We start from the raw sequence: 19,052 nt of genomic DNA, 5'->3' as shown, positions 1-19,052 counted from the left end.
ACGGCAGCCTCCGTCCGCGCTTTCGGTCACTCGGCCGCGATGCCGGTGCCGATCTGGCAGGTCACGCCCGTGCCGCCGAGACCGCAATAGCCGTTCGGATTCTTGGCCAAGTATTGCTGGTGATAATCTTCGGCGAAGTAGAACGGGCCCGCGTCCAGGATCTCCGTCGTGACGGCACCATAGCCACGCTCCGCGAGCGCCTGGGCATAGGCTGCCTTCGAGGCTTCCGCCGCTTCGCGCTGAGCCTCGTTGAACACATAGATCCCGGAGCGGTACTGCGTGCCGACGTCGTTGCCCTGGCGCATGCCCTGCGTGGGGTCGTGGTTCTCCCAGAAGGTCTTCAGCAGCGCCTGGTAAGAGGTCTTCTTCGGATCGTAGACGACGAGCACCACCTCGTTATGCCCGGTCATGCCAGAGCACACCTCTTCATAAGTGGGATTGGGCGTGACGCCGGCGGCATAGCCTGCGGCCGTCACCCAGATGCCGTCGCCCATCTGCCAGAACTTGCGCTCCGCGCCCCAGAAACAGCCAAGCCCGAACAGCGCCTTCTCCATACCATCCGGGTACGGCGGCTGGAGGGGACGGCCATTGATGAAATGGGTTTCGGCAGTGGCAAGCGGAGCCGCACGGCCCGGCAGAGCCTGATCGGGGGTCGGGATGGTGAGGGGTTTGCGGAAGCTGAACATGGAGGCCTCTCTCGTGACCTGCCTTATGTAGTCATTCCACAGCCCGAGCAGGAGGGGCCAGCCCTCACCTTACGATGAAAAGCCTTCAGCGCCCCGCTAGGTAACCGATCGGCTCGAGCGGCTTCTGGCCGACCCAGAGAAGCAATGCGCCGACAATGAAGGCGGTGACGGAGGCAGGAAGCTGGAGCAGATGGCTCACGAAGGGATCCCACAGCCACGGATAGGTTCGCGCGGCCAGTTGCCCCTCGAAGCCTGTGGGGCCATTGGGGAACAGGGTGCCGGCCGCACTCGAGATCGAGACGAACGAAACCGCATGATTGACGATGGAGCGCGTTCCATCGATCACAAGACCGACGAAGCCGGCTGCGACCAGCAGAAGCCCCAAACTACGCGCTAGAAATTTCAAGGAAGGTACCTCTCCAAACAGAGGGGGAATATCTAGAGCGTTTTGGGATCGCCGCAAAGCCACCCCCTCCAAACTTTCTGCAGTTCGGTCTTGCCTTTTGCACCGTTTTGGAGCTACAGGAGCGCTCCGCAGAGATGCGGGGGATCTCATCCGGTTCGCGCAACGCCGCGAACATAGTTACAACGATGAAAGATTCCTGCTGGAGGGGTGGCCGAGTGGTTGAAGGCGCACGCCTGGAAAGTGTGTATACGGGAAACCGTATCGCGGGTTCGAATCCCGCTCCCTCCGCCATTTTCTGACCCGCCGAAAATCCAAGCTTTTTCAATGCCGTCGGCCTGCATGTACATGGGATTGTACACATGCCGGACCACCTCACGCGCACCCCTGCGGGCCTCGTCTTCCAGATCCGGATCCCCAAGGCCCTCGACCCGGGCTTGTCCTTCGCTCCGATCCGGGTGACCCTGGGACATGTCCGAATTCGCGAGGCCAGACGGCTGGCGGCACAGCTTGCCGGCGCCGCCCATCTCGCCTTCGGACATCTGCAGCGGAATGCGGCCGAAGGGGGCAAGGCAATCATGACGGATCAGGACAACGTGGGACGGGCGGTGCGCGATCATCTCACCGCCCTCCTGCCAGTACTGCGCGGCCTCGACGGCGTCGGCCGGCTCGCGGACGGCAGCGCGCCGGCATCCTCGGCGGCCATCGCCGGACGGATGGCCGAGACCGGTCTCAACGGGCTCATCGGCATCGCCGCCGACCGGATCTCCGGGGCCAGCGCCCTCGTGGCAGCCGAGGCGCCCGTGCTCGACCGCTATTATCTGGGGCTGGTCACGGATGAGGGCGCGACCCGCGCGCATCTCGGGCTGCCGCCGCTGGCGCCGACCGCTCCCGCCTCGGCCGCACCCGCCCGGAATGACGAGCTCGCCGGCATGCTCAGGGAACTCATGGCCTCGCAGGCGGCGCTTCAGGCCCAAATCGCCGGCATGGCGCCGCAGGAGCAGGATCGTGGCTCCCTGTTCAGCGAGGCGAGCCGCACCTATCAGGACAAGCTCCGCAATGCGCATGGCGCCGACTACGGCGAGCTCAGCTATCTGCGGCACCGCACGGACGTGTTCCTCGCCTTTATGGAGGACAAGCCGGTCGGTCGCTACACCCAAGACGACCTGCAGGCATTCATCGACCAGGTCGCGTACATGCCGGCGAACGCGTCCAAGGACGACGATTACGACATGGCGCGGATCCGGGAGATCGTCGAAGACAACAGGAAGCTCGCCCGCAGGCCGCTCAGCCGGTCGACGCTCAAGAACAACTATGTCGGCAAGATCAAGACGATCATCCGGGCCGGATGCCGGCAGGCCCAGATCCCGTTCCAGCTCGATGACCTGCGGCTCATCTACCCGAAGATCTCGCCGCCCAAGCGCCAGCGCACGGCTCCCGACTACGAGCTCCTGAACCAGATCTTTGCAAAGGGTGTGGCAAGCGGCGAGCTGACAAAGGCTCTGCTTCCGCTGACCGGCTTCGTCACCGGCCGGCGCATTGGCCTGCTCTCCTTCCTGCGCGGCGAGAACATCAGGCGGTATCATGGGGTCTGGATCGCCATTCCGCCGAACGTGATCACCGTCGACGGCTCATACCAGATCGTGCCGTACAAGACGCAGGAGAGCCTCAGCTTCTTCGTGCTCCACAACTTCCTCGACGAGATCGGCTTCATCGACTGGGCCCGCCGGCGGGAGGGCTTCATCTTTCCGTCCCTGCATGAGGGTGTCGTCGATCCGGCGGACACCGCCCAGAAGCGCATGGGGCGGCTGTTCCGGGCGGCGGGAGCCTCCCCTCACCTGCTGGAGACATACCATTCGCTGCGGACCGCGAAGATCAACTTCGACCGGGATCTCAAGATCGACCCACGGACGACGCGGCTTCAGGTTGGTCACGAGCTGCTCGACGTGCATGAGGAGTATGGCGGATCGCTGCGCCGGAGCGAGCTGCACGAGATCGCGAAGGCTCCGCTGCCCACGGAGATTGATTTCACGGTTTTCCGCGGGCTTGATTTCGATGGCATGGCGGCGAACCGCCCGTCGCGCGGCCGTCCGAAGCGGATTAATGACTGAAGTACCGTTGGAACCTGCATCCGGCCCAGAAGAGGTGGCAAGATGCTTACAGACACGCAAGACACATTCGCAATCAGGCGCCTATCTTTGGAGGTGCAACCTAAAGCCTTGTCTCTGAAGGTGAGGGACAATTCCCCAATTCCTCCGAAGGTGCATGGTAATTACCTTCTCTAAGAGTAGGGGTTATTGCCCTTCTTCTCTGGAGGTGGGGCTTAATTAGATTAGGACAGGTGCAGTCCACTGCACTTTTGGTAGCCGCTCAGAGGATCACGCCTGTAGGACCCGGCAAACCTGCATCCGAGAGCAGCCGAGGGCCTTTGCTATTGCCGCAGGGCCGTGCCCTTCCGAGTGCATGGCCTTCACTTTGGCATGGTCGAGACGACGCTTCCCGCCTTTGTAGACACCCTCTGCTTTCGCTTTCTCGATCCCGTCCCTCTGACGCTCCTTAATGAAGCGCCTCTCCATCTGAGCCACCATGTCAAGTACCGTCAGTACGGGGTGTCCCATCTCCCCGCGTGTGCTGACGAGTGGATCTAGGATGGTCAGAAAGGCTCGCTTCTGCTCAACCTCATGAACGATGTTGAGAACATCCCTGGTGTTCCGTCCGAGCCGGTCGAGACGAGTGACGACAAGCTCATCGCCAGAGCGAAGGAACTCAATGATGGTTGCCAGTTCATTCCGTCCGTCCCGGCTTGCGCCTGAGACTTTCTCGGAGCGAACGACCTCACAGCCTTCAGCCTTGAGCTTGTCGATTTGGGTCTGAAGGTTCTGATCGGAATTGGAGTCGCGAGCGTAACCGATACGAGCCATAGATTTAGCCTCAGGGTCTTAGACCTGCGCACATTCTCGTCACATTGATCCAATGTTAACTCTGATGTTACGCACCAAAGCGTGGCTGTGTTACGTCACACCAGGGTATACTCATACGCGGCACCGAGGTAAGTAGGTGTGGTATTCAGAACCATCGGACGTAAACCTCCAAATCCAACGGATGGTCGACATTAACCCAGAACTCCTGTGGCTCGCCCCTGAGTCGGAGGGTACCGGAGGGTTTTGGGCAACATGGAATCCCTCTGTTTCTTAGCCATGGCAGAATGGTCCCGGATGGGTGCAGACGGATCTCGAAGCTTGGCTGCTCGCGCCAAATGTAATCACGATGCGGAGTCTGTTTCACTTTGAAGATCATTATCCTGAGTGTCTCGCCGTCTGCATCTTGGCTCTACTACTTACTCGGCCTCAGCACCTCGAAATCAGGCCAGTATCGAGGACTACTCGTTGGAGAACTTAACGCGTCGTCATTGTTATTTTGTTGCAAATATTACGGCCGCCTCAAGGTTTCAAAACACCTCTTGTTAGGAGAATATGCCGTTTATAAATATCGGCAATGACAAGCCTGGCGCATTCTATGCCCAGGATCAACGAAGCAAGAAATCTTAGCAGTGGGGAGTTACATGACGGGCCTAGTTGCCGACGTAGTATCGTTTGTCGACGAGGCTGGTGGGAGGGGCTATCTCAGAAACATCACCGAGCAGGCCGATAATTACATCAGCCTAATGTGTGCACTTCCTATCCCGGTAGAGCACCTAGAATTCGCTCGCGAGAGCATACGCCCCTCCTTCGACCGATTCTGCAAAGCCGCACCACCTGGCGCAAAGCTTCACATCACGGACGCTTTCCAATCAGGCAATGATGAGTGGGCAAAAACTGCTCATGAGGTTCGCGAAGAAATCTTTGGGTTCATGATCCGGAGACAGCTTCGCGTTGTTTATGCTGCTAGGCGTTTCAAGATTGCTCGGGAAGTGCATGGCATCAATGAACAGTTGACAGCAAGTGCCAAGGATCAGTCACCAGTCCACGGGCCTCGTATGTATGCCATTCCCGGGGCAAACAGACCAAGTGACGATCAGGTAGAAGATCAGGTCCTGATCGATCTCGCACTCATACTGGATTTATTTGTTGAGGACGCCGGGTTTCAGAAAACGGACTTATACTTCGATCAAATCGACGCCCCTGTCGCAAAGCGGTACGAGGAACTCCTGGAGCGAACGAAAAACATATCAAGCCGCACGACAGAGGTCATCGCAAGAAATCTCGTTACAAGAACAAATGAAACAGCGACGATCTCAATAAATGCGAACGCTGGCTTCAGACTAGATGTGTCATACGTTGGGGACATCGTTGTAGTTGGTAAAGCTGATCCATTGATCTTCGCTGCGGATATCGTCGCAAATTCTCTATGGAGGCATTTTTCAAAGCTGCCAGGGGATGCCCCACTTAACGATGGCACTGGTCTGAAGGGATGGCCTCTCGACGAGATTACTTTTTGTGATCGGCGTCCAGGCGCATCGTTGATGGATCGCATCTAACGGTGCGGATCCCGACAAAAGATGAAATCTGCCGGAATGCATGGGACGGTAATCTAACCAGCCCCATGCTTCAGATTTCCTTTATGGATATTCCAATATGGCTTGCACGGTGAGACGGACTTTCATCGAGGAGCAACATGAGGATATGGGCAATAACTAACGGTATTGAGCGTGAGGCGCATTAAGTAGGTGGAGCGACATTCAAATGCTTTCCCCCATCGAGCAACGAAGTATCAACAGCTCGCGAATTTTCTGACGTGAAGGAAGCTGCAATTTTTTTGATTGAGTACACCGTTTGGGGCATCCGAATGAACCCTGGGGCGTCAATCATTTACGACAGCATTCAGATCTAACTCGATTGAATAGTGACGGAGTTAACGAAAGCTGTCGATTGCCTACCGTCTGCACTTCGAACAGCCAGCGCAGTTTCACATAGTTATACTTATCAGGCGGTGCAAACCATTGCCAGAACCAAAATGGTTCGTCATTTTCCTGCGCCCTACCCTAGAGTGGGAATCTTAGATGGCGGGAATTGAAGATCGGCTTTCGAATTTTCCGCAAACTATCCGGACCGAATCCGCGCTACTCAAGTGAGCAATCCTTTGATTAACCCTCTCTAGCGTACGCGAAGCTCCTAGCAATAAACCTACTCTGCCGCGAACAGACCGGTTTCCTCCTGAGAGAACCTCATGCAGAGAAACTGCCGCATCGCACGATAGGACTGCGAGATGGTCATTTTCACGCGAATACCGCGCTCCGGATCTCCGGCAATTTCTGCATACGTCCCAGGCTGAATCTCATCCGGACAGAAGATTGTGTCCCAGTAGAAGTCTCTGTCGCCACGCGGCGCATCAGCTACGGTTCCTTTTGTCTCGCCCACGAAGGTTCGTACTGACATGCCGTCACAGTAGCCTATCACTGCGCGAGCAACCACGGGCTCTCCGACTGAAGCTGTTCGCCTCAGGAACTCCTCAGCTCCAAGCGCGTCCCACATCGGTTGCGTCAACCCGCCTGGAAAACCTTGTTCATAATTTGCGCCGAGGATGAGCCCAGCATGTTCGACAATACAGGGCATCAGTAGGGAACGGTAAGCCGACCGTGCTTTATGTTTGACCATCTCAATTAGATCGATTTCGAGAGGTTCGTCGGTTCGAATTCCCGAAAAATCAAACCGGAAGTGATCCCCAATTTTCCTTTCACGCCCGCTTGAGTCAGGAAACGTGCCGCTTTCCAGCAGGACTTCTACCTCCTGCTTCTTGAATCTGCTTGATGACGCGTACGTTATCAGGATCTTTGTCATGACGCCATGTCCTCAAGGATCTCGGAAGTAGCCGTTGACCTGTCATTCCCGAATGTCGGAATGATTTGGATATTCCGCTGATTGAACAGGCTGAACTCAAAATCAGATGGGTTGTGAAAGACGATGTACGCCCGCTTTCCTGAGAAGCTGTTAGGAAGCATACTGAACATCGCGTTAACGGTCCGGAACAGATAGGCGATGTTCGTGTCACGGAAACTGTAGCCGATGAATACCACAGCACGACCGAGCAAGTCTGATCGAAGCTTCAGATCCATTGGGCCATCAAGGCGCATACGGTCGTAATAATGGGCCTCGGAAACGACCATATTCTCCGGACTGTTGAAATCGCCATGAAATTTTACAACCTGCACAGCATCGCTTCCAAATCCCATGTCACGCTCAGCTGTGATCGGCTGCGCCTGCCTACCAGCGAGTGTTAGTGCACGCTCTAGAAAATCGTCATAGTTGGTCGTGTAGAAAATTTTACAGCGATCCAGAGCCGCTAACGCACTATGAAGCCTTGACTGCCGAATGGCATGATCATCAGCTTCCATGAGGCGCACAAGCCAATTCGTTAAAGGCGCAAGGTTGCCCTTTTTGATCTTGAAATATTCGAGGATTTGCAGATCGTTTCCCCGCATTCTCAGCAGTTCCGGATCCTCGTATCCCAGCATCTTACAGGCTTGCTCAACAATTTCGGACCATGAAGGTCCAGTTCGCTTGCTGCCGCCGTGATCCCATGACACAGCAATGGATGCTCCCGCGCCAACGAAAGGAAGAACTCGACCTTGGCGATATAACTGCTTTAGCTCAGGTGGACAGAGGTGTGGCATTGGGCTTCTTCGCAAGGATCCGAGTTACAGAGTGGTGGTGGGGAATTCCGTTGTGAGGGTGCGTTTCATGAATGGTATCGTCGGTGGACGTAATTCGGGTCCAATCTTGATAGAGCATCGTAAAGAACGAATGCGGAAGGAGAAGGGGAGCGAAGCCGGGATGTGCCGACAGGTCATGAGACCTGTCGTTGAACGTACATAGAATGTTGTACCCAGATGGTTTGGTCAGGCGCCTCATCAACTTGACAAGGTGTTCAACTTCCTCTGCATCTGAAAGGCAGTGCGCCAGCCCATAAGCGACAACGATGTCATAACTGTCGTCAGGAGATGAGTAACTCAAAACATCGCCGACGGTCCAGTTAACGCGCTGAATGGGAAACTGCTTGCGCCCGTTCTCAATGGCAGCAGACGAACAGTCTATTGCATCAACCAAATACCCTGCCTCTGCGAATGCAGCAGCGTTCTTCCCCTCTCCACACCCTAAATCAAGCACTCGGCCTGTTCCGCTGGGCCTAATATCGGAGAGAAACAATTTTACGAGCGAAGATGGCTCTGTTCCCCAAAAGCAGGATACTGCTCTGTATCCAACATCGTAACCTCCATCACGCATCAATCGCTCCTGATAATTGAGCATCTGCTACGAACGAAGCCACGACGCTCTTGTAGCTGTCGATCCCGAACCAGTTATAAATTATCGCATCGGCTTCTGATATCAGGTACGGGACAGCCGCTTCGACGGGTGCATGGAGTATATCCATAAACTCCGCTGCAGACATGTCGCCATCACGACCCTCGCGAAGTCGATACAACTCGAAAGCAACATCTGGCGGCGTCTGGATGTAAACCATTGCCAGCGGGAGAGGAGACACTTCCCGGAGCCTTTCGAGTGTCGCCGTATGACGGAGTCCATCGACGATCACTCGGCGAGAGTCGCAGGATGCTATTTCGCTAGCGATCCGCTCTGCCAATAGACTGGGGCCATGTGGCCGCTCGATAAACTCCTGGGCAAGTGACTGAAACTCGCGACGGTCTGTTTCTGGCACAGGAGGAACACCCAGTATACCCGCGAGAACGCGACCCGTATTTATTTCCGCATACCCGCAAGTTCTTCTTATCATCGCGGTGGCAACAGACTTACCTGAGCCAATCGAGCCGACGACGCAGAGGGCATGATCCTTTGCGAAAGCGGAGCGTCGCCGGACGAGATAGGACGGCTCTCCGGAGGCGAAGGCAGGGAACAGCTTGCGTAAGCAAAGCTGTGACCAATACTCATACTCGGGAAGGTTTATGGGCTTTCTATCAGGGCTTACCCATCGAATCTGATTGATTGAGGCCTCTCCCTTGAGTGGATGTTCCCACTCTTCCAGGAGGGTGCTTGGTCGGTAGCGCAGAACTACGGCTAGGTGCCGTCGCCCGATCTCAGACGAGTCATCATTCAAGATCCCGATCGGCTCAATCTCATGGGGCTGTATCTCGACAGGCCCCGATTTCAAGCGCAGTTCCTCACCTATCTCACGCACCGCGTTGGCACGTATTCCCCGGTCTTGGTAAGAAAAAATGTCGAGATCATCTTCGTTTACGTGTCCTCCGAATCCTATGCAGAGAGCACCACGTAGAAAGCTTGCGGCCCGATTGTAAGTACCGCGCCGAAACGAAAGCACACGATCTCCCGACTGAATTACGACATAGGTGACTACCTGTTTGAAATCGTTGTTCGTCTCAGCCAACGCCCTGTTCATGTAGGTCAGGGATGGCGCACTGAGCAGGGCAGAAAGGATTTCCCCGTGAGCTAAGTTGATCCCCTGAAAGTCGAGGATCCGAGCGTAGTCAGCTTTTGATATGACTAGAACCCGCTCAGTTGACGGAAGGGGAGTGCGACGGGGAGCAATATACTCTTGGACTGGTTTGGCCAGGGCAGTTGGAAAAGCTTCTGGATCAGGTTCGTTTTCTACGAAGGAGCGTAGGAAGAACCGCCCCCGACCTGTCCGAAGGAAACGGGATTCTTGCTGATGCCGCAGAATATCCATGCTTAAACGAGCCTGCATGGACTTCTGTGGCGTTCTGCTGAGGACCTTGTCGCCGAATAAGCCATCATCTAAGCCGATACGAACAATCTCACCTGCCCGAAGCGGACGCTTTTGGCGGGCAAGGACTGTCTCAGCGACCCACAGGTATGTAGTGTTCTCCAGGTCGTCCCGGCTCGACATTCAGCGCATTTCTCCAGCGGTCGCAGCAAAACCGCCGCTCACTCCCCAACGATGCCACCAGGATACTAGCTCACTTGCTACTAAATCCGAGTCGGCACTGGGGTCCATAAGATACCCACACACATATTTATCATTATGCAACAACACTACACCAGAACTGCCGAACTGCGCTGTTTGAATAGTCGTTGGCAGCCTAGACACGGCTTACCCTTTGCTCAGGCTTGCCACACGATCGCCACAGCGCAACGACAAAAGCCATGGGTAAGATGAGAAAATGTGGCCAAGCGGCCTTGGCTTTCCTCGACACCACGCTTGGTATAAAAGCAATTAAGCGGCTGATATTTCAGAAGTTTTGGAGCAATCTACCCCGCCTCAACCAGCGGGCCTGACGGCCTTCGCACCCCGGAGAGGTGGCAGAGTGGTTGAATGCACTGCACTCGAAATGCGGCATACGGGCAACCGTATCTGGAGTTCGAATCTCCCCCTCTCCGCCATTCGTTTGGGCCAAATGTCTGAAATACGGATAATTTTGACCAAGCCCCGATCTGAACCCTAATATCCACCCGAACAGCATCCGGGATCATGCGCACGAATCCTAGCGCTACTCAGAACGTCCGCCGCTCAATCACGCTCTGAATGCCACGACCCCAAAGCGGTAGGCCGCAGGTTCAAGTCCAGCGAGAGGGCGCCAGCCTCAACACCGTTGATCGGTTGACCAACTCGCTACTTTGTTACGTATCGCGATTCGTCTGGCCGTATGTCCGATCCTTTCGTCTGCGACAGCGGTCACATGAGATCGGGGATCGCGGCCACAGGCTAGCCAGCGCTTTGGTTCGCTCTGCCGCCGGCTGATCCTGAGGACATGACCCATTTAAAGATTACTAGGGTTCAGTTAGGGCTACGGCTTCGCCACCAGCTCCTTGCAATTGCCTTGCCCGATCTGAGGGGCGACTGCTAATTCTCGCAAACATTCGAATCTGATCAGGCAATATCTGGTGTGTCGCCCTTAGACCATCTAAATTTGCCCTAGAAAAAACCTATTTGCTGCGAATCGGGGGCAGGCTGTGAACCAGTATCAGGCAACAAACACAACGCTGGCGGATTTCATTTGGAAGAACGCCGATGACCTCTGGGGCGACTTCAAGCACGTTGAGTTTGGCAAGATCATTCTCCCGTTCACGCTGCTTCGGCGCCTCGAATGCGTTCTTGAACCCACCCGCTCGCAGGTACTAGAGACCGCGAAGTCCATGGCGGACAGCGGCATCGATCTGGATCCCGTTCTGCGGCAGATCACTCGTTTGCCGTTTTACAACACCTCGAACTATACCCTCGGAACGCTGGGCGGCACCAAGACGCGCCTCAATCTCGAGGACTATGTCGCCAGCTTTTCGGACAACGCTCGGGTGATCTTTGAGCAGTTCGACTTCATGAACACCATTGCCCGGATGGACCGGGCGGGCGTGCTCTATAGGATCTGCCAGAACTTTGCGGCAATCGACTTGCATCCGGATGCCGTTCCAGATCGCGTGATGAGCAATGTCTACGAGCACCTGATCCGCAGGTTCGGCGCAGAGGTTAACGAAGCGGCCGAAGACTTCATGACCCCGCGGGACGTGGTTCACCTCGCCATCGAACTGCTGCTCGATCCCGATGATCACCTCTTTATCGAGAACCCCGGTCTGATCCGCACCCTGTATGATCCGACCTGCGGCACCGGCGGCTTTCTGACCGACGGCATGGATCACGTGGACTCGCTTCGGGACAGTTACAACATCGCCCCGGTCATCGTACCCTATGGCCAGGAATTGGAACCCGAAACTCATGCGGTTTGCCTCACCAGCATGCTTCTTCGGACTTTGGAGTCTGATCCCGGGCGCGACCTGTCGAGAAACATCAAACTTGGTAGTACATTGTCGAACGACAAGCTGGCGAGCGAGAAGTTCCACTACTGCGTCTCGAACCCGCCTTTCGGCAAGCCGTGGCAGAAGGATCAGGACGTCGTCGTGCGGGAGCATGAGGAGCAGGGCTTCGATGGCCGTTTCGGGCCCAAGCTGCCCCGCATCAGCGATGGATCGATGTTGTTCCTGCTGCACCTAGTCAGCAAGTTGGAGCGCCCGGAAAACGGTGGCGGGCGCGGCGCCATTGTCCTCTCAGGATCACCGCTGTTCAATGGCAATGCGGGACAGGGTGAATCTGAAATCCGGCGCTACCTGCTCGAAAATGATTTCGTCGAAGCGATTATCGCTCTTCCCGCCGACATCTTCTTCCGGACTAGCATCGGCACTTTCCTGTGGATCCTATCGAACAAAAAGCCCGATCATCGCAAGGGCAAGGTGCAGCTTCTGAACGCCACCGAAATGTTCACGCCCATGCGCAAGAACGAAGGCAATAAGCGGCGAATGATCAGCCCGGACCAGATTCGGGACATCGTGGCGCAGTATTCCGCCTTCGAACTGACAAAGAGCAGCGCGATCTTGGACTACCGGGACTTCGGTTACCGCCGGGTCAAAATTCTGCGACCGTTGCGCATGAAGATCGCCATCACCCATGACGGCATCGAGACTCTGCAGCGGGATAAGGTCTGGGAGAAGCTCACGCTTGGCCAACAGCAGGCTTGGGTTGACCTTCTGCTCCGGCACATCGGCCAGGAGCACGAGTACGACTGGCTGCAGAGCTTTGCCAAGACGGCAGGGAAGAAGGACTCTACCCTCGGCAAGGTTGGCAAACCCTTCATCAAGGCTTTGATTTCCGCCTTCGGCGTCCGGGATCCGGGCGCAGAAATCGTGACTGACGATCAGGGCAATCCAATTGCCGACGACGAGCTGATCGATTTCGAGAACGTCCCGCTGATGCAGGACGTCAATGACTATATCGCCCGGGAGGTGCATCCGCATGCACCAGATGCCTACATCGATAAGAGCTTCCGAGACGAATATGATGGCCAAGTTGGCATTGTCGGCTTCGAAATCAACTTTAACCGCTACTTCTATGAGTATAAGCCGCCTCGCGATCTAGAAGCGATCAACGGTGATCTGAAGACAATCGAAGAGGAAATTGCTGCCATGCTGGCGGAGGTCACGGAATGACCTTCAAAATTAAGGATTTTCTCGGAGAACTCGCAATCTCAAACTGGAAGCGCACTCGTGCGAAAGTCCTCCTCCATGAAGTAGATGTTCGCTCGACGACTGGCGAGGAGGATCTACTTGGGCTTTCAGGAGCGCGCGGGGTCTTAAAGAAGTCCGAAATTGGGCAGCGATCTGCACAGGCAGAAACCCACGTTGGCTACAAATGTGTGCGCTCAGGGCAACTGATCTCGAATAAAATGCAGGCCTGGAACGGGGTATTCGGACTTTCGCCCTATGATGGGATTACGAGCCCCGACTATGCAATTTACGACTTTCATGGAGACGTTTCCCCGCGCTTTATTGAGTATCTTGTCCGAACCCCATTGTACGCGGCAGATTTCTTGTCGCGCTCTAATGGAATTGGAACGGGTTTCATGCGCCTGAACCCCGACGAATTCCTCTCAACCGAATTCTGGCTCCCCGATGTAGATACACAGCAAAGCATCGTCATGTCTCTCGATCGCGAGACAGCGCGGATCGAAAACCTAATCGACAAGAAGGCCCGCTTCATCGAGTTGCTTAAGGAAAAGCGGCTGGCAGATATAACCAAGGCCATTTCTCCCAAAGACGGATGGACCACTTACCCGTTCTGGACCTTGGTTCGGGGCAAGTCGATCTCGGGTTATGCCGACGAACAGCTTCTTTCGGTCTACCTTGATCGGGGCGTCATCCCGTACTCTGAGGGAGGCGGGCTTGTTCATAAGCCAGCGGAGAGCCTTGAAAAATATCAGCTTGTCGAGCCTGGCGACCTCGTGATGAACAACCAGCAAGCTTGGAGGGGCTCTCTAGGAGTATCTATTCATCGCGGAATTGTAAGCCCTGCATACCTGATCTTTGAGCTCGATCGGACGAAGCTTGAGCCGGCATTTGCAAATTACATGTTCCGCGCTCGCATATACGTAGATAGGTTTATGCTCGCGTCGATGAGCGTTGGAGATATTCAACGTCAGGTAAAGTGGCCGCATCTACGCACTGTTCCAGTAACAATCCCACCTGTGGAAGAGCAGAATTCAATTGTCTCTCTTCTCGACGCCGAAGGCAGGCGCATTGATACGCTCATTGCAAAGACTGACCGCAGCATCGAACTCCTCAAGGAGAAGCGCTCAGCTTTGATCACCGCGGCTGTGACCGGTAAGATCGACGTGAGGCAGGCGGCATGAGCGAAGCCCACCACGAAACTCATTTAGAAAATTACGTCGTCGAGAAGCTAGTTGCCCAGGGCTGGCTAAAAGGCAGCTCGGACGGATACGATCAGGATACCGCACTGTATCCAGAAGACCTGCGAGCGTGGGTGCAGGCAACCCAGCCAGAGAAGTGGGACAAGCTGGTTACCTTCAACAAAGAGAAGGCGCTCACCGTCTTAACGAACCGGTTGGCGCAGGCCTTGGAAAATTACGGCACCATCAACATCCTGCGTACTGGCTTCTCCATTGCCGGATGTGGGCATATCGATATCAGCACCGCCGCCCCTGAGGACAAGCGCAACAAGGACGTCCTGCACCGGTATGCATCGAATATCTTGCGGGTAGTCCCCCAGCTGAAATACCATCCAGCGCACAACTACGCCATCGATCTAGTTTTCTTCCTCAACGGTCTACCCGTCGCCACCGTTGAACTGAAGACTGATTTTACCCAGTCAGTCGAAGCAGCGATAAATCAATACAAGACCGACCGCCTTCCAATTGACCCGAAAACCAAGCGTAAGGAACCGCTCCTCACCTTTAAGCGGGGGGCTGTGGTGCACTTCGCGATGTCGGATTCCGAGATCTGGATGACGACGAAGCTTGCCGGGGAAGCGACCTTCTTCCTGCCTTTCAACAAGGGCCGAGATGGGCATGCTGGAAATCCGGCACGTGCCGACGGGGAATATCCGGTTGCCTATTTCTGGGAGGAGATCTGCCAACGGGACTCGTGGATCCGAATCTTCCACAACTTCGTCTACGTCGAGAAGAAGAACGTCGTCGATCTAAAGGGCAACTGGTCGAAGAAGGAAGCCCTGATCTTCCCCCGCTTCCATCAGTTATCCGCGGTGAATGCTATGGTCCGAGACGCCAAGGAGAAGGGGCCTGGGCACGCCTATCTATGCGAACACTCCGCGGGTTCCGGAAAGACATCAACCATCGCATGGACAGCGCACGACCTCATCAAGCTGCGGCACGACGACGGCACGCCGGTCTTCGATGCCGCCATCATCGTCACTGATCGTAATGTTCTCGATGGTCAGCTCCAAGATGCCGTCCAGCAGCTCGATCACCAGAAGGGTTTGATCGCCGCAATAGATAGGGACAAGTCGAGCAAGTCCAAGAGCCAACAGCTGTCGGAGGCCTTGCTCAAAGGTGTCCCGATCATCGTTGTGACGATCCAGACCTTTCCATATGCGATGGAAGCGATCCTGACCGAAAACTCTCTAAAGAATCGATCCTTTGCCGTCATCATAGACGAGGCACACGCCTCTCAGACGGGCAGCACGGCGTCGAAGCTGCAGGCGACCCTCGCAATGAGCTCCAAGGCGGCCATGGATAACATGACGGTCGAAGAGCTACTCGCCGAGATCCAGTCTTCCCGGGTTCGCCCAAAGAACATTTCGCATTTCGCCTTCACGGCAACACCGAAGCACTCGACTTTGATGCTATTCGGACGCCCTGCCGACCCGACGCAACCCGTCTCGGACGAAAATCCGCCGGAAGCCTTCCATAAATATCCGATGCGGCAAGCCATTGAGGAGGGCTTCATCCTCGACGTCCTCGAGGGCTATGTCCCATACAAGACGGCCTTTAACCTCGGGAAGAAATTTGTCGACGAGAAGCGGGTAGACGGTAAGGTGGCGAAACGGGCGCTGGCCAAGTGGATGGCTCTGCATCCGACTAACGTGACCCAGAAGGTTCGGTTCATCATCGAGCATTTCTCGAAGAATGTCGCCCACCTCCTGGACGGCAAGGCCAAGGCCATGGTCGTAACCAGCTCACGAGCGGCTGCCGTCCGCTACAAGAAGGGATTTGACGCCTTTATCGAGAAGAATCCCCAGTATGCCGACATCAAAGCTCTGGTGGCGTTTTCAGGCACACTGACGGGTAAAGAGGTCAAGCACGCTGATGATGACCAGCTCGCCGGCGATATGTTTGTAGTCGATGACGATGCTGAATTCAGCGAGTTCTCGATGAATCCGGACATCAAAGGGACTGACCTGCGGATCGCCTTCGATCGTCCCGAGTATCGGGTCATGCTGGTCGCCGATAAGTTCCAAACCGGGTTTGATCAGCCCAAGCTCGTGGCGATGTATCTGGACAAAAAAATCGCCAATGCGGTGGAAATCGTGCAGACCCTATCCAGGCTGAACCGCACCGCACCCGGCAAGGACCAGACCTTCGTGATCGATTTCGTCAACGATCCCGAGACTGTCAGGGCGGCTTTCACCCTATATGACGCGGGCGCAAAGATTGAAAGCGTCCAAGACCTCAATGTGATCTACGAGGTTAAGGCGAAGCTGGACCAGACGGGGATCTACAACCTCACCCACCTGGAAGCTTTCAAGCAAGCCCGCTTCAAAGCCTTAAAGGATATCCTGAAGTCGGGCGATACCCAGCACAAAGCGCTTTACGCGGCGACGCAGGAGCCTACCGATGTCTATAATGGTCGCCTTGACCGGCTGCGGACCGAGATTCAGAAGACCGAGAATGAATATCAGAAGGCCCATTCCATTGGGAGCGCGGACGGCATGAAGGCCGCGGATTACCGGCGGAAAGAACTCGAGGAGGATCTTGGGAGGCTCACCGAATTCAAATCTGGCCTTGGACGCTTCACCCGGACTTACGCCTATATCGCTCAGCTGATTGATCTCGGAGATCCTGATCTCGAGAACTACGCTGCATTCGCAAAGCTTTTGGCTAAGCGTCTGAACGGAATCGCTCCCGAGGGGGTAGACCTCAAGGGGCTGTTGCTGACCGGGTACGAGATCAAGGCAGTTGATGACGTAGAAGCACCTGGCGGCAATGACGGGCCGCCTGCCAATCCGACCCTCACCCCCCTCGGTCCCGGTGGATCAAAGCTGCCGGGCGGCACACCTGTCTATCTTCAGGAGCTTATTGAGAAGCTGAACAGCCTTTTTGGGCAGGCAGCACCCTTAAAAGATCAGGCGCAATTCGTTAATCAGATCGCCTCTATCGCCCGCGAGAACGCGATAGTAATGGCGCAGGTTCAGAACAATCCCAAGCAGCAGGCTCTAAAAGGGAACCTGCCGGGTGCGGTTCAAGGCGCAGTAGTTCGCGCAATGTCGTCCAGCAATTCACTAGCTACCATCCTCCTCAAGTCCGACAAACAAGCAATGGGCATCCTGAGCAACATCATTTACGATATCCTGAAGAACGGTCGCGATCTCCCGCTCGACGATATCGACTGAGGCAGTCTACATACTCACTGTCGATGATGGATAAAGGCCCGCGTCCGAAAACGCGGGCCTGACCATATCTACACCTACTCCCAACAGCTATTTCATGTGCGGTCTTTTCAATTTGCCAAACCTTCTGCCCATTTCGGTATAACTTGGCTTCCTTTCCGGCTTCTCACATTGTGGATTGACGAGCAAATGGCGCTTGCGGCCTCTGATCTTATTGGCCATCGTTTCGCCGCGGTCAGCCAATCTCGGTCATTCTGACCGATCGGCTGTCGATGATGCCGCTGTTCGCTGAGGAAGCCGACCAAGCATGGGTTGGCTCCACAGAGGGAGGGATAGTTGTCAGTAACTGCTACGGTCCTATTTGACCGACCGCATACCGCGATCGCCTCGCTAATCAACTCCAAGATTGCCGCCTCAACATCCACGAGCATCGTTACAGGCTTCGCGACGCCTGGTGGTTTAGCGGCCATTGATCGCCCAATCCGAGCGAACCCTGGGAAGCTGAAGAGCCTTGTCGTGGGAGCAGCGACCTACCCTGCGTTCAAGGCGCTGGACGGACTGATAGCAGCTCATGTTCCACTAAGTCGTCTACGCATCTATTTGGGACATACGAAGCCAACAACTGGGCGGCATCCGTTCGCCCGTCATCACCCTATGCTTCATAGCAAAGTCTACTATATGGAGCTTCCGAACGAGCATGCTTGTGCTTTCATAGGCTCTCATAACATGACCGCCTTTGCTCTTACTGGCCAAAATGGTGAAGCTGCCGTTATGTTAGAGGGACCATTAAATTCACCTGAGTTTGAGCAGGTACGAAGCCATATAGCGGCGGCAGAAGCAAAAGCGATTCAATACGACCCCTCGTTGAAGCATGCTTATGCGTGGTGGGCAAAGCAGTATTACGAGGGAGTTTCGGTCGAGTTTGAAGTTGGAGTGCCGCGTGACTGGAATAGCATTCGGACGATCCTGATTTTCGCCGAGGCTGCCAGCAGTGATAGACTTGATATAGGAGATACTTTCTTTTTTGAGCTTCCTTCAGGAATCCAGATCGAGAGTCTAAAGACCGAAGTACATCTCTTCTTATTCAACATACTTCCCGCCAGCCCATTTGATGCGCTGAACCAAGTGGAGCAGGCGGATGCGAAGTATACTTGCATTACGCTGGGCGCAGATGATGAGCAGGGAAACGCAGAGGTCCGAGCCGATTGGCAGATTGATCGCACACCCACCCCTCGCCTTCAGGCGGTTTTAGGCGGCACCTATCGCCCTACTACACCTTCCGACATGCAGCAAGTTCGAGCCAAGGTTCAATCTAAAGCCGTTCCATTATTCGAATATGGGTTTGAGCGCGAAACCGGGGAGTGGGAGCCCGTGTACACTGAATCGCTGAATGACCGGCTTCCGCCTATTCCATCCTTCTTAGAAAACAAAGTCACATTCAATGAGGCTAGAGGGAACCGTCCCACTGGAGATTGGACGCTTGTGGCCGGCCTCACCCCCAAAAAGGGGGCTAAGATGGAAGCTGATGAAGCTGCGTTGGAGCGAGCTCGTCCGGACGCAGACGTTTTTGCTCTTGTATCGTTGCGGAGGCGAGAATTGAAATGACCGGCAACTTCTTGCGTTGGTAG

Annotated in this window: 13 protein-coding genes and 2 tRNA genes; 8 read left to right on the top strand and 7 right to left on the bottom strand. The window is 55.3% G+C overall.

Annotated features, from left to right (window positions below):
* Nucleotides 1-26: 26 nt before the first annotated feature.
* Together msrA and BLP10_RS06130 are read right to left on the bottom strand one after the other, a co-directional pair.
* Nucleotides 27-686, bottom strand: coding sequence for a peptide-methionine (S)-S-oxide reductase MsrA (msrA, locus tag BLP10_RS06135; RefSeq protein ID WP_091131763.1), 660 nt, complete (start codon nt 684-686; stop codon nt 27-29).
* A gap of 85 nt (nt 687-771) precedes the next feature.
* Nucleotides 772-1,092, bottom strand: a complete 321-nt coding sequence (locus BLP10_RS06130) for a PetM family of cytochrome b6f complex subunit 7 (RefSeq protein ID WP_139165441.1) — start codon at nt 1,090-1,092, stop codon at nt 772-774.
* Between the two features lie 201 nt (nt 1,093-1,293).
* Here BLP10_RS06130 and BLP10_RS06125 point away from each other — a divergent pair.
* Both BLP10_RS06125 and BLP10_RS06120 read left to right on the top strand, forming a co-directional pair.
* Nucleotides 1,294-1,383: transfer RNA gene (locus BLP10_RS06125), tRNA-Ser, on the top strand.
* A 68-nt stretch (nt 1,384-1,451) separates the two neighbouring features.
* Complete coding sequence (locus tag BLP10_RS06120) at nt 1,452-3,200, top strand: site-specific integrase (protein WP_091131755.1); 1,749 nt, start codon at nt 1,452-1,454, stop codon at nt 3,198-3,200.
* Between the two features lie 267 nt (nt 3,201-3,467).
* Here the strand turns inward: BLP10_RS06120 and BLP10_RS06115 are convergent, their stop codons facing one another.
* Nucleotides 3,468-4,010, bottom strand: coding sequence for a recombinase family protein (locus BLP10_RS06115; RefSeq protein ID WP_091131753.1), 543 nt, complete (start codon nt 4,008-4,010; stop codon nt 3,468-3,470).
* A gap of 641 nt (nt 4,011-4,651) precedes the next feature.
* Between BLP10_RS06115 and BLP10_RS06110 the strand changes: the two genes are divergently transcribed.
* Entirely contained in the window at nt 4,652-5,566 is a 915-nt protein-coding gene (locus BLP10_RS06110; RefSeq protein ID WP_091131749.1) for a hypothetical protein, read from the top strand.
* A gap of 646 nt (nt 5,567-6,212) precedes the next feature.
* Here BLP10_RS06110 and BLP10_RS06105 read toward each other — a convergent pair.
* From BLP10_RS06105 to BLP10_RS06090, 4 genes are read right to left on the bottom strand one after another with little or no spacing between them, the layout of a single operon-like run.
* Entirely contained in the window at nt 6,213-6,866 is a 654-nt protein-coding gene (locus tag BLP10_RS06105; protein ID WP_091131746.1) for a non-canonical purine NTP pyrophosphatase, read from the bottom strand.
* Nucleotides 6,863-7,699 carry an SIR2 family protein gene (locus tag BLP10_RS06100; RefSeq protein WP_244510410.1) on the bottom strand — a complete coding sequence of 279 codons (837 nt, stop codon included), beginning with the start codon at nt 7,697-7,699 and terminating at the stop codon, nt 6,863-6,865. Before BLP10_RS06100 ends, BLP10_RS06105 begins: the two co-directional genes overlap by 4 nt.
* Complete coding sequence (locus BLP10_RS06095; protein ID WP_175493803.1) at nt 7,677-8,309, bottom strand: class I SAM-dependent methyltransferase; 633 nt, start codon at nt 8,307-8,309, stop codon at nt 7,677-7,679. Before BLP10_RS06095 ends, BLP10_RS06100 begins: the two co-directional genes overlap by 23 nt.
* The gene (locus tag BLP10_RS06090; protein ID WP_091131739.1) at nt 8,302-9,906 is read right to left on the bottom strand and encodes an HTH domain-containing protein; all 1,605 of its coding nucleotides are present in this window, start codon (nt 9,904-9,906) and stop codon (nt 8,302-8,304) included. Before BLP10_RS06090 ends, BLP10_RS06095 begins: the two co-directional genes overlap by 8 nt.
* Nucleotides 9,907-10,310: 404 nt before the next feature.
* On the opposite strand from BLP10_RS06090, the gene BLP10_RS06085 reads away from it, so the two are divergent.
* The 5 genes from BLP10_RS06085 to BLP10_RS06065 all read left to right on the top strand — a co-directional run bounded on the left by BLP10_RS06085 (nt 10,311) and on the right by BLP10_RS06065 (nt 19,029).
* A tRNA-Ser gene (locus BLP10_RS06085) sits at nt 10,311-10,400 on the top strand.
* A gap of 570 nt (nt 10,401-10,970) precedes the next feature.
* Nucleotides 10,971-12,992: a type I restriction-modification system subunit M gene (locus BLP10_RS06080; RefSeq protein WP_091131735.1), complete on the top strand. Its 2,022-nt coding sequence runs from the start codon at nt 10,971-10,973 to the stop codon at nt 12,990-12,992.
* The gene (locus tag BLP10_RS06075) at nt 12,989-14,191 is read left to right on the top strand and encodes a restriction endonuclease subunit S domain-containing protein (protein WP_091131732.1); all 1,203 of its coding nucleotides are present in this window, start codon (nt 12,989-12,991) and stop codon (nt 14,189-14,191) included. The genes BLP10_RS06080 and BLP10_RS06075 overlap by 4 nt, the downstream gene beginning before the upstream one ends.
* On the top strand, nt 14,188-17,427 hold the full coding sequence (locus BLP10_RS06070) for a type I restriction endonuclease subunit R (protein ID WP_091131729.1): 3,240 nt from the start codon (nt 14,188-14,190) through the stop codon (nt 17,425-17,427). Before BLP10_RS06075 ends, BLP10_RS06070 begins: the two co-directional genes overlap by 4 nt.
* Nucleotides 17,428-17,760: 333 nt before the next feature.
* On the top strand, nt 17,761-19,029 hold the full coding sequence (locus BLP10_RS06065) for a phospholipase D family protein (protein WP_139165440.1): 1,269 nt from the start codon (nt 17,761-17,763) through the stop codon (nt 19,027-19,029).
* Nucleotides 19,030-19,052 lie beyond the last annotated feature (23 nt).

Source organism: Microvirga guangxiensis, assembly GCF_900102135.1.
Taxonomy (GTDB): domain Bacteria; phylum Pseudomonadota; class Alphaproteobacteria; order Rhizobiales; family Beijerinckiaceae; genus Microvirga; species Microvirga guangxiensis.
The sequence above is the reverse complement of the archived record's forward strand: the minus strand, read 5'-3'. Positions and strand labels throughout refer to the sequence as shown.

Bases quoted from the DNA above. Each gene is read 5' to 3' on its own strand.
- msrA (WP_091131763.1), bottom strand. From the start codon at position 686: ATGTTCAGCTTCCGCAAACCCCTCACCATCCCGACCCCCGATCAGGCT.
- BLP10_RS06120 (WP_091131755.1), top strand. From the start codon at position 1,452: ATGCCGGACCACCTCACGCGCACCCCTGCGGGCCTCGTCTTCCAGATC.
- BLP10_RS06115 (WP_091131753.1), bottom strand. From the start codon at position 4,010: ATGGCTCGTATCGGTTACGCTCGCGACTCCAATTCCGATCAGAACCTT.
- BLP10_RS06110 (WP_091131749.1), top strand. From the start codon at position 4,652: ATGACGGGCCTAGTTGCCGACGTAGTATCGTTTGTCGACGAGGCTGGT.
- BLP10_RS06105 (WP_091131746.1), bottom strand. From the start codon at position 6,866: ATGACAAAGATCCTGATAACGTACGCGTCATCAAGCAGATTCAAGAAG.
- BLP10_RS06100 (WP_244510410.1), bottom strand. From the start codon at position 7,699: ATGCCACACCTCTGTCCACCTGAGCTAAAGCAGTTATATCGCCAAGGT.
- BLP10_RS06095 (WP_175493803.1), bottom strand. From the start codon at position 8,309: ATGCGTGATGGAGGTTACGATGTTGGATACAGAGCAGTATCCTGCTTT.
- BLP10_RS06090 (WP_091131739.1), bottom strand. From the start codon at position 9,906: ATGTCGAGCCGGGACGACCTGGAGAACACTACATACCTGTGGGTCGCT.
- BLP10_RS06075 (WP_091131732.1), top strand. From the start codon at position 12,989: ATGACCTTCAAAATTAAGGATTTTCTCGGAGAACTCGCAATCTCAAAC.
- BLP10_RS06070 (WP_091131729.1), top strand. From the start codon at position 14,188: ATGAGCGAAGCCCACCACGAAACTCATTTAGAAAATTACGTCGTCGAG.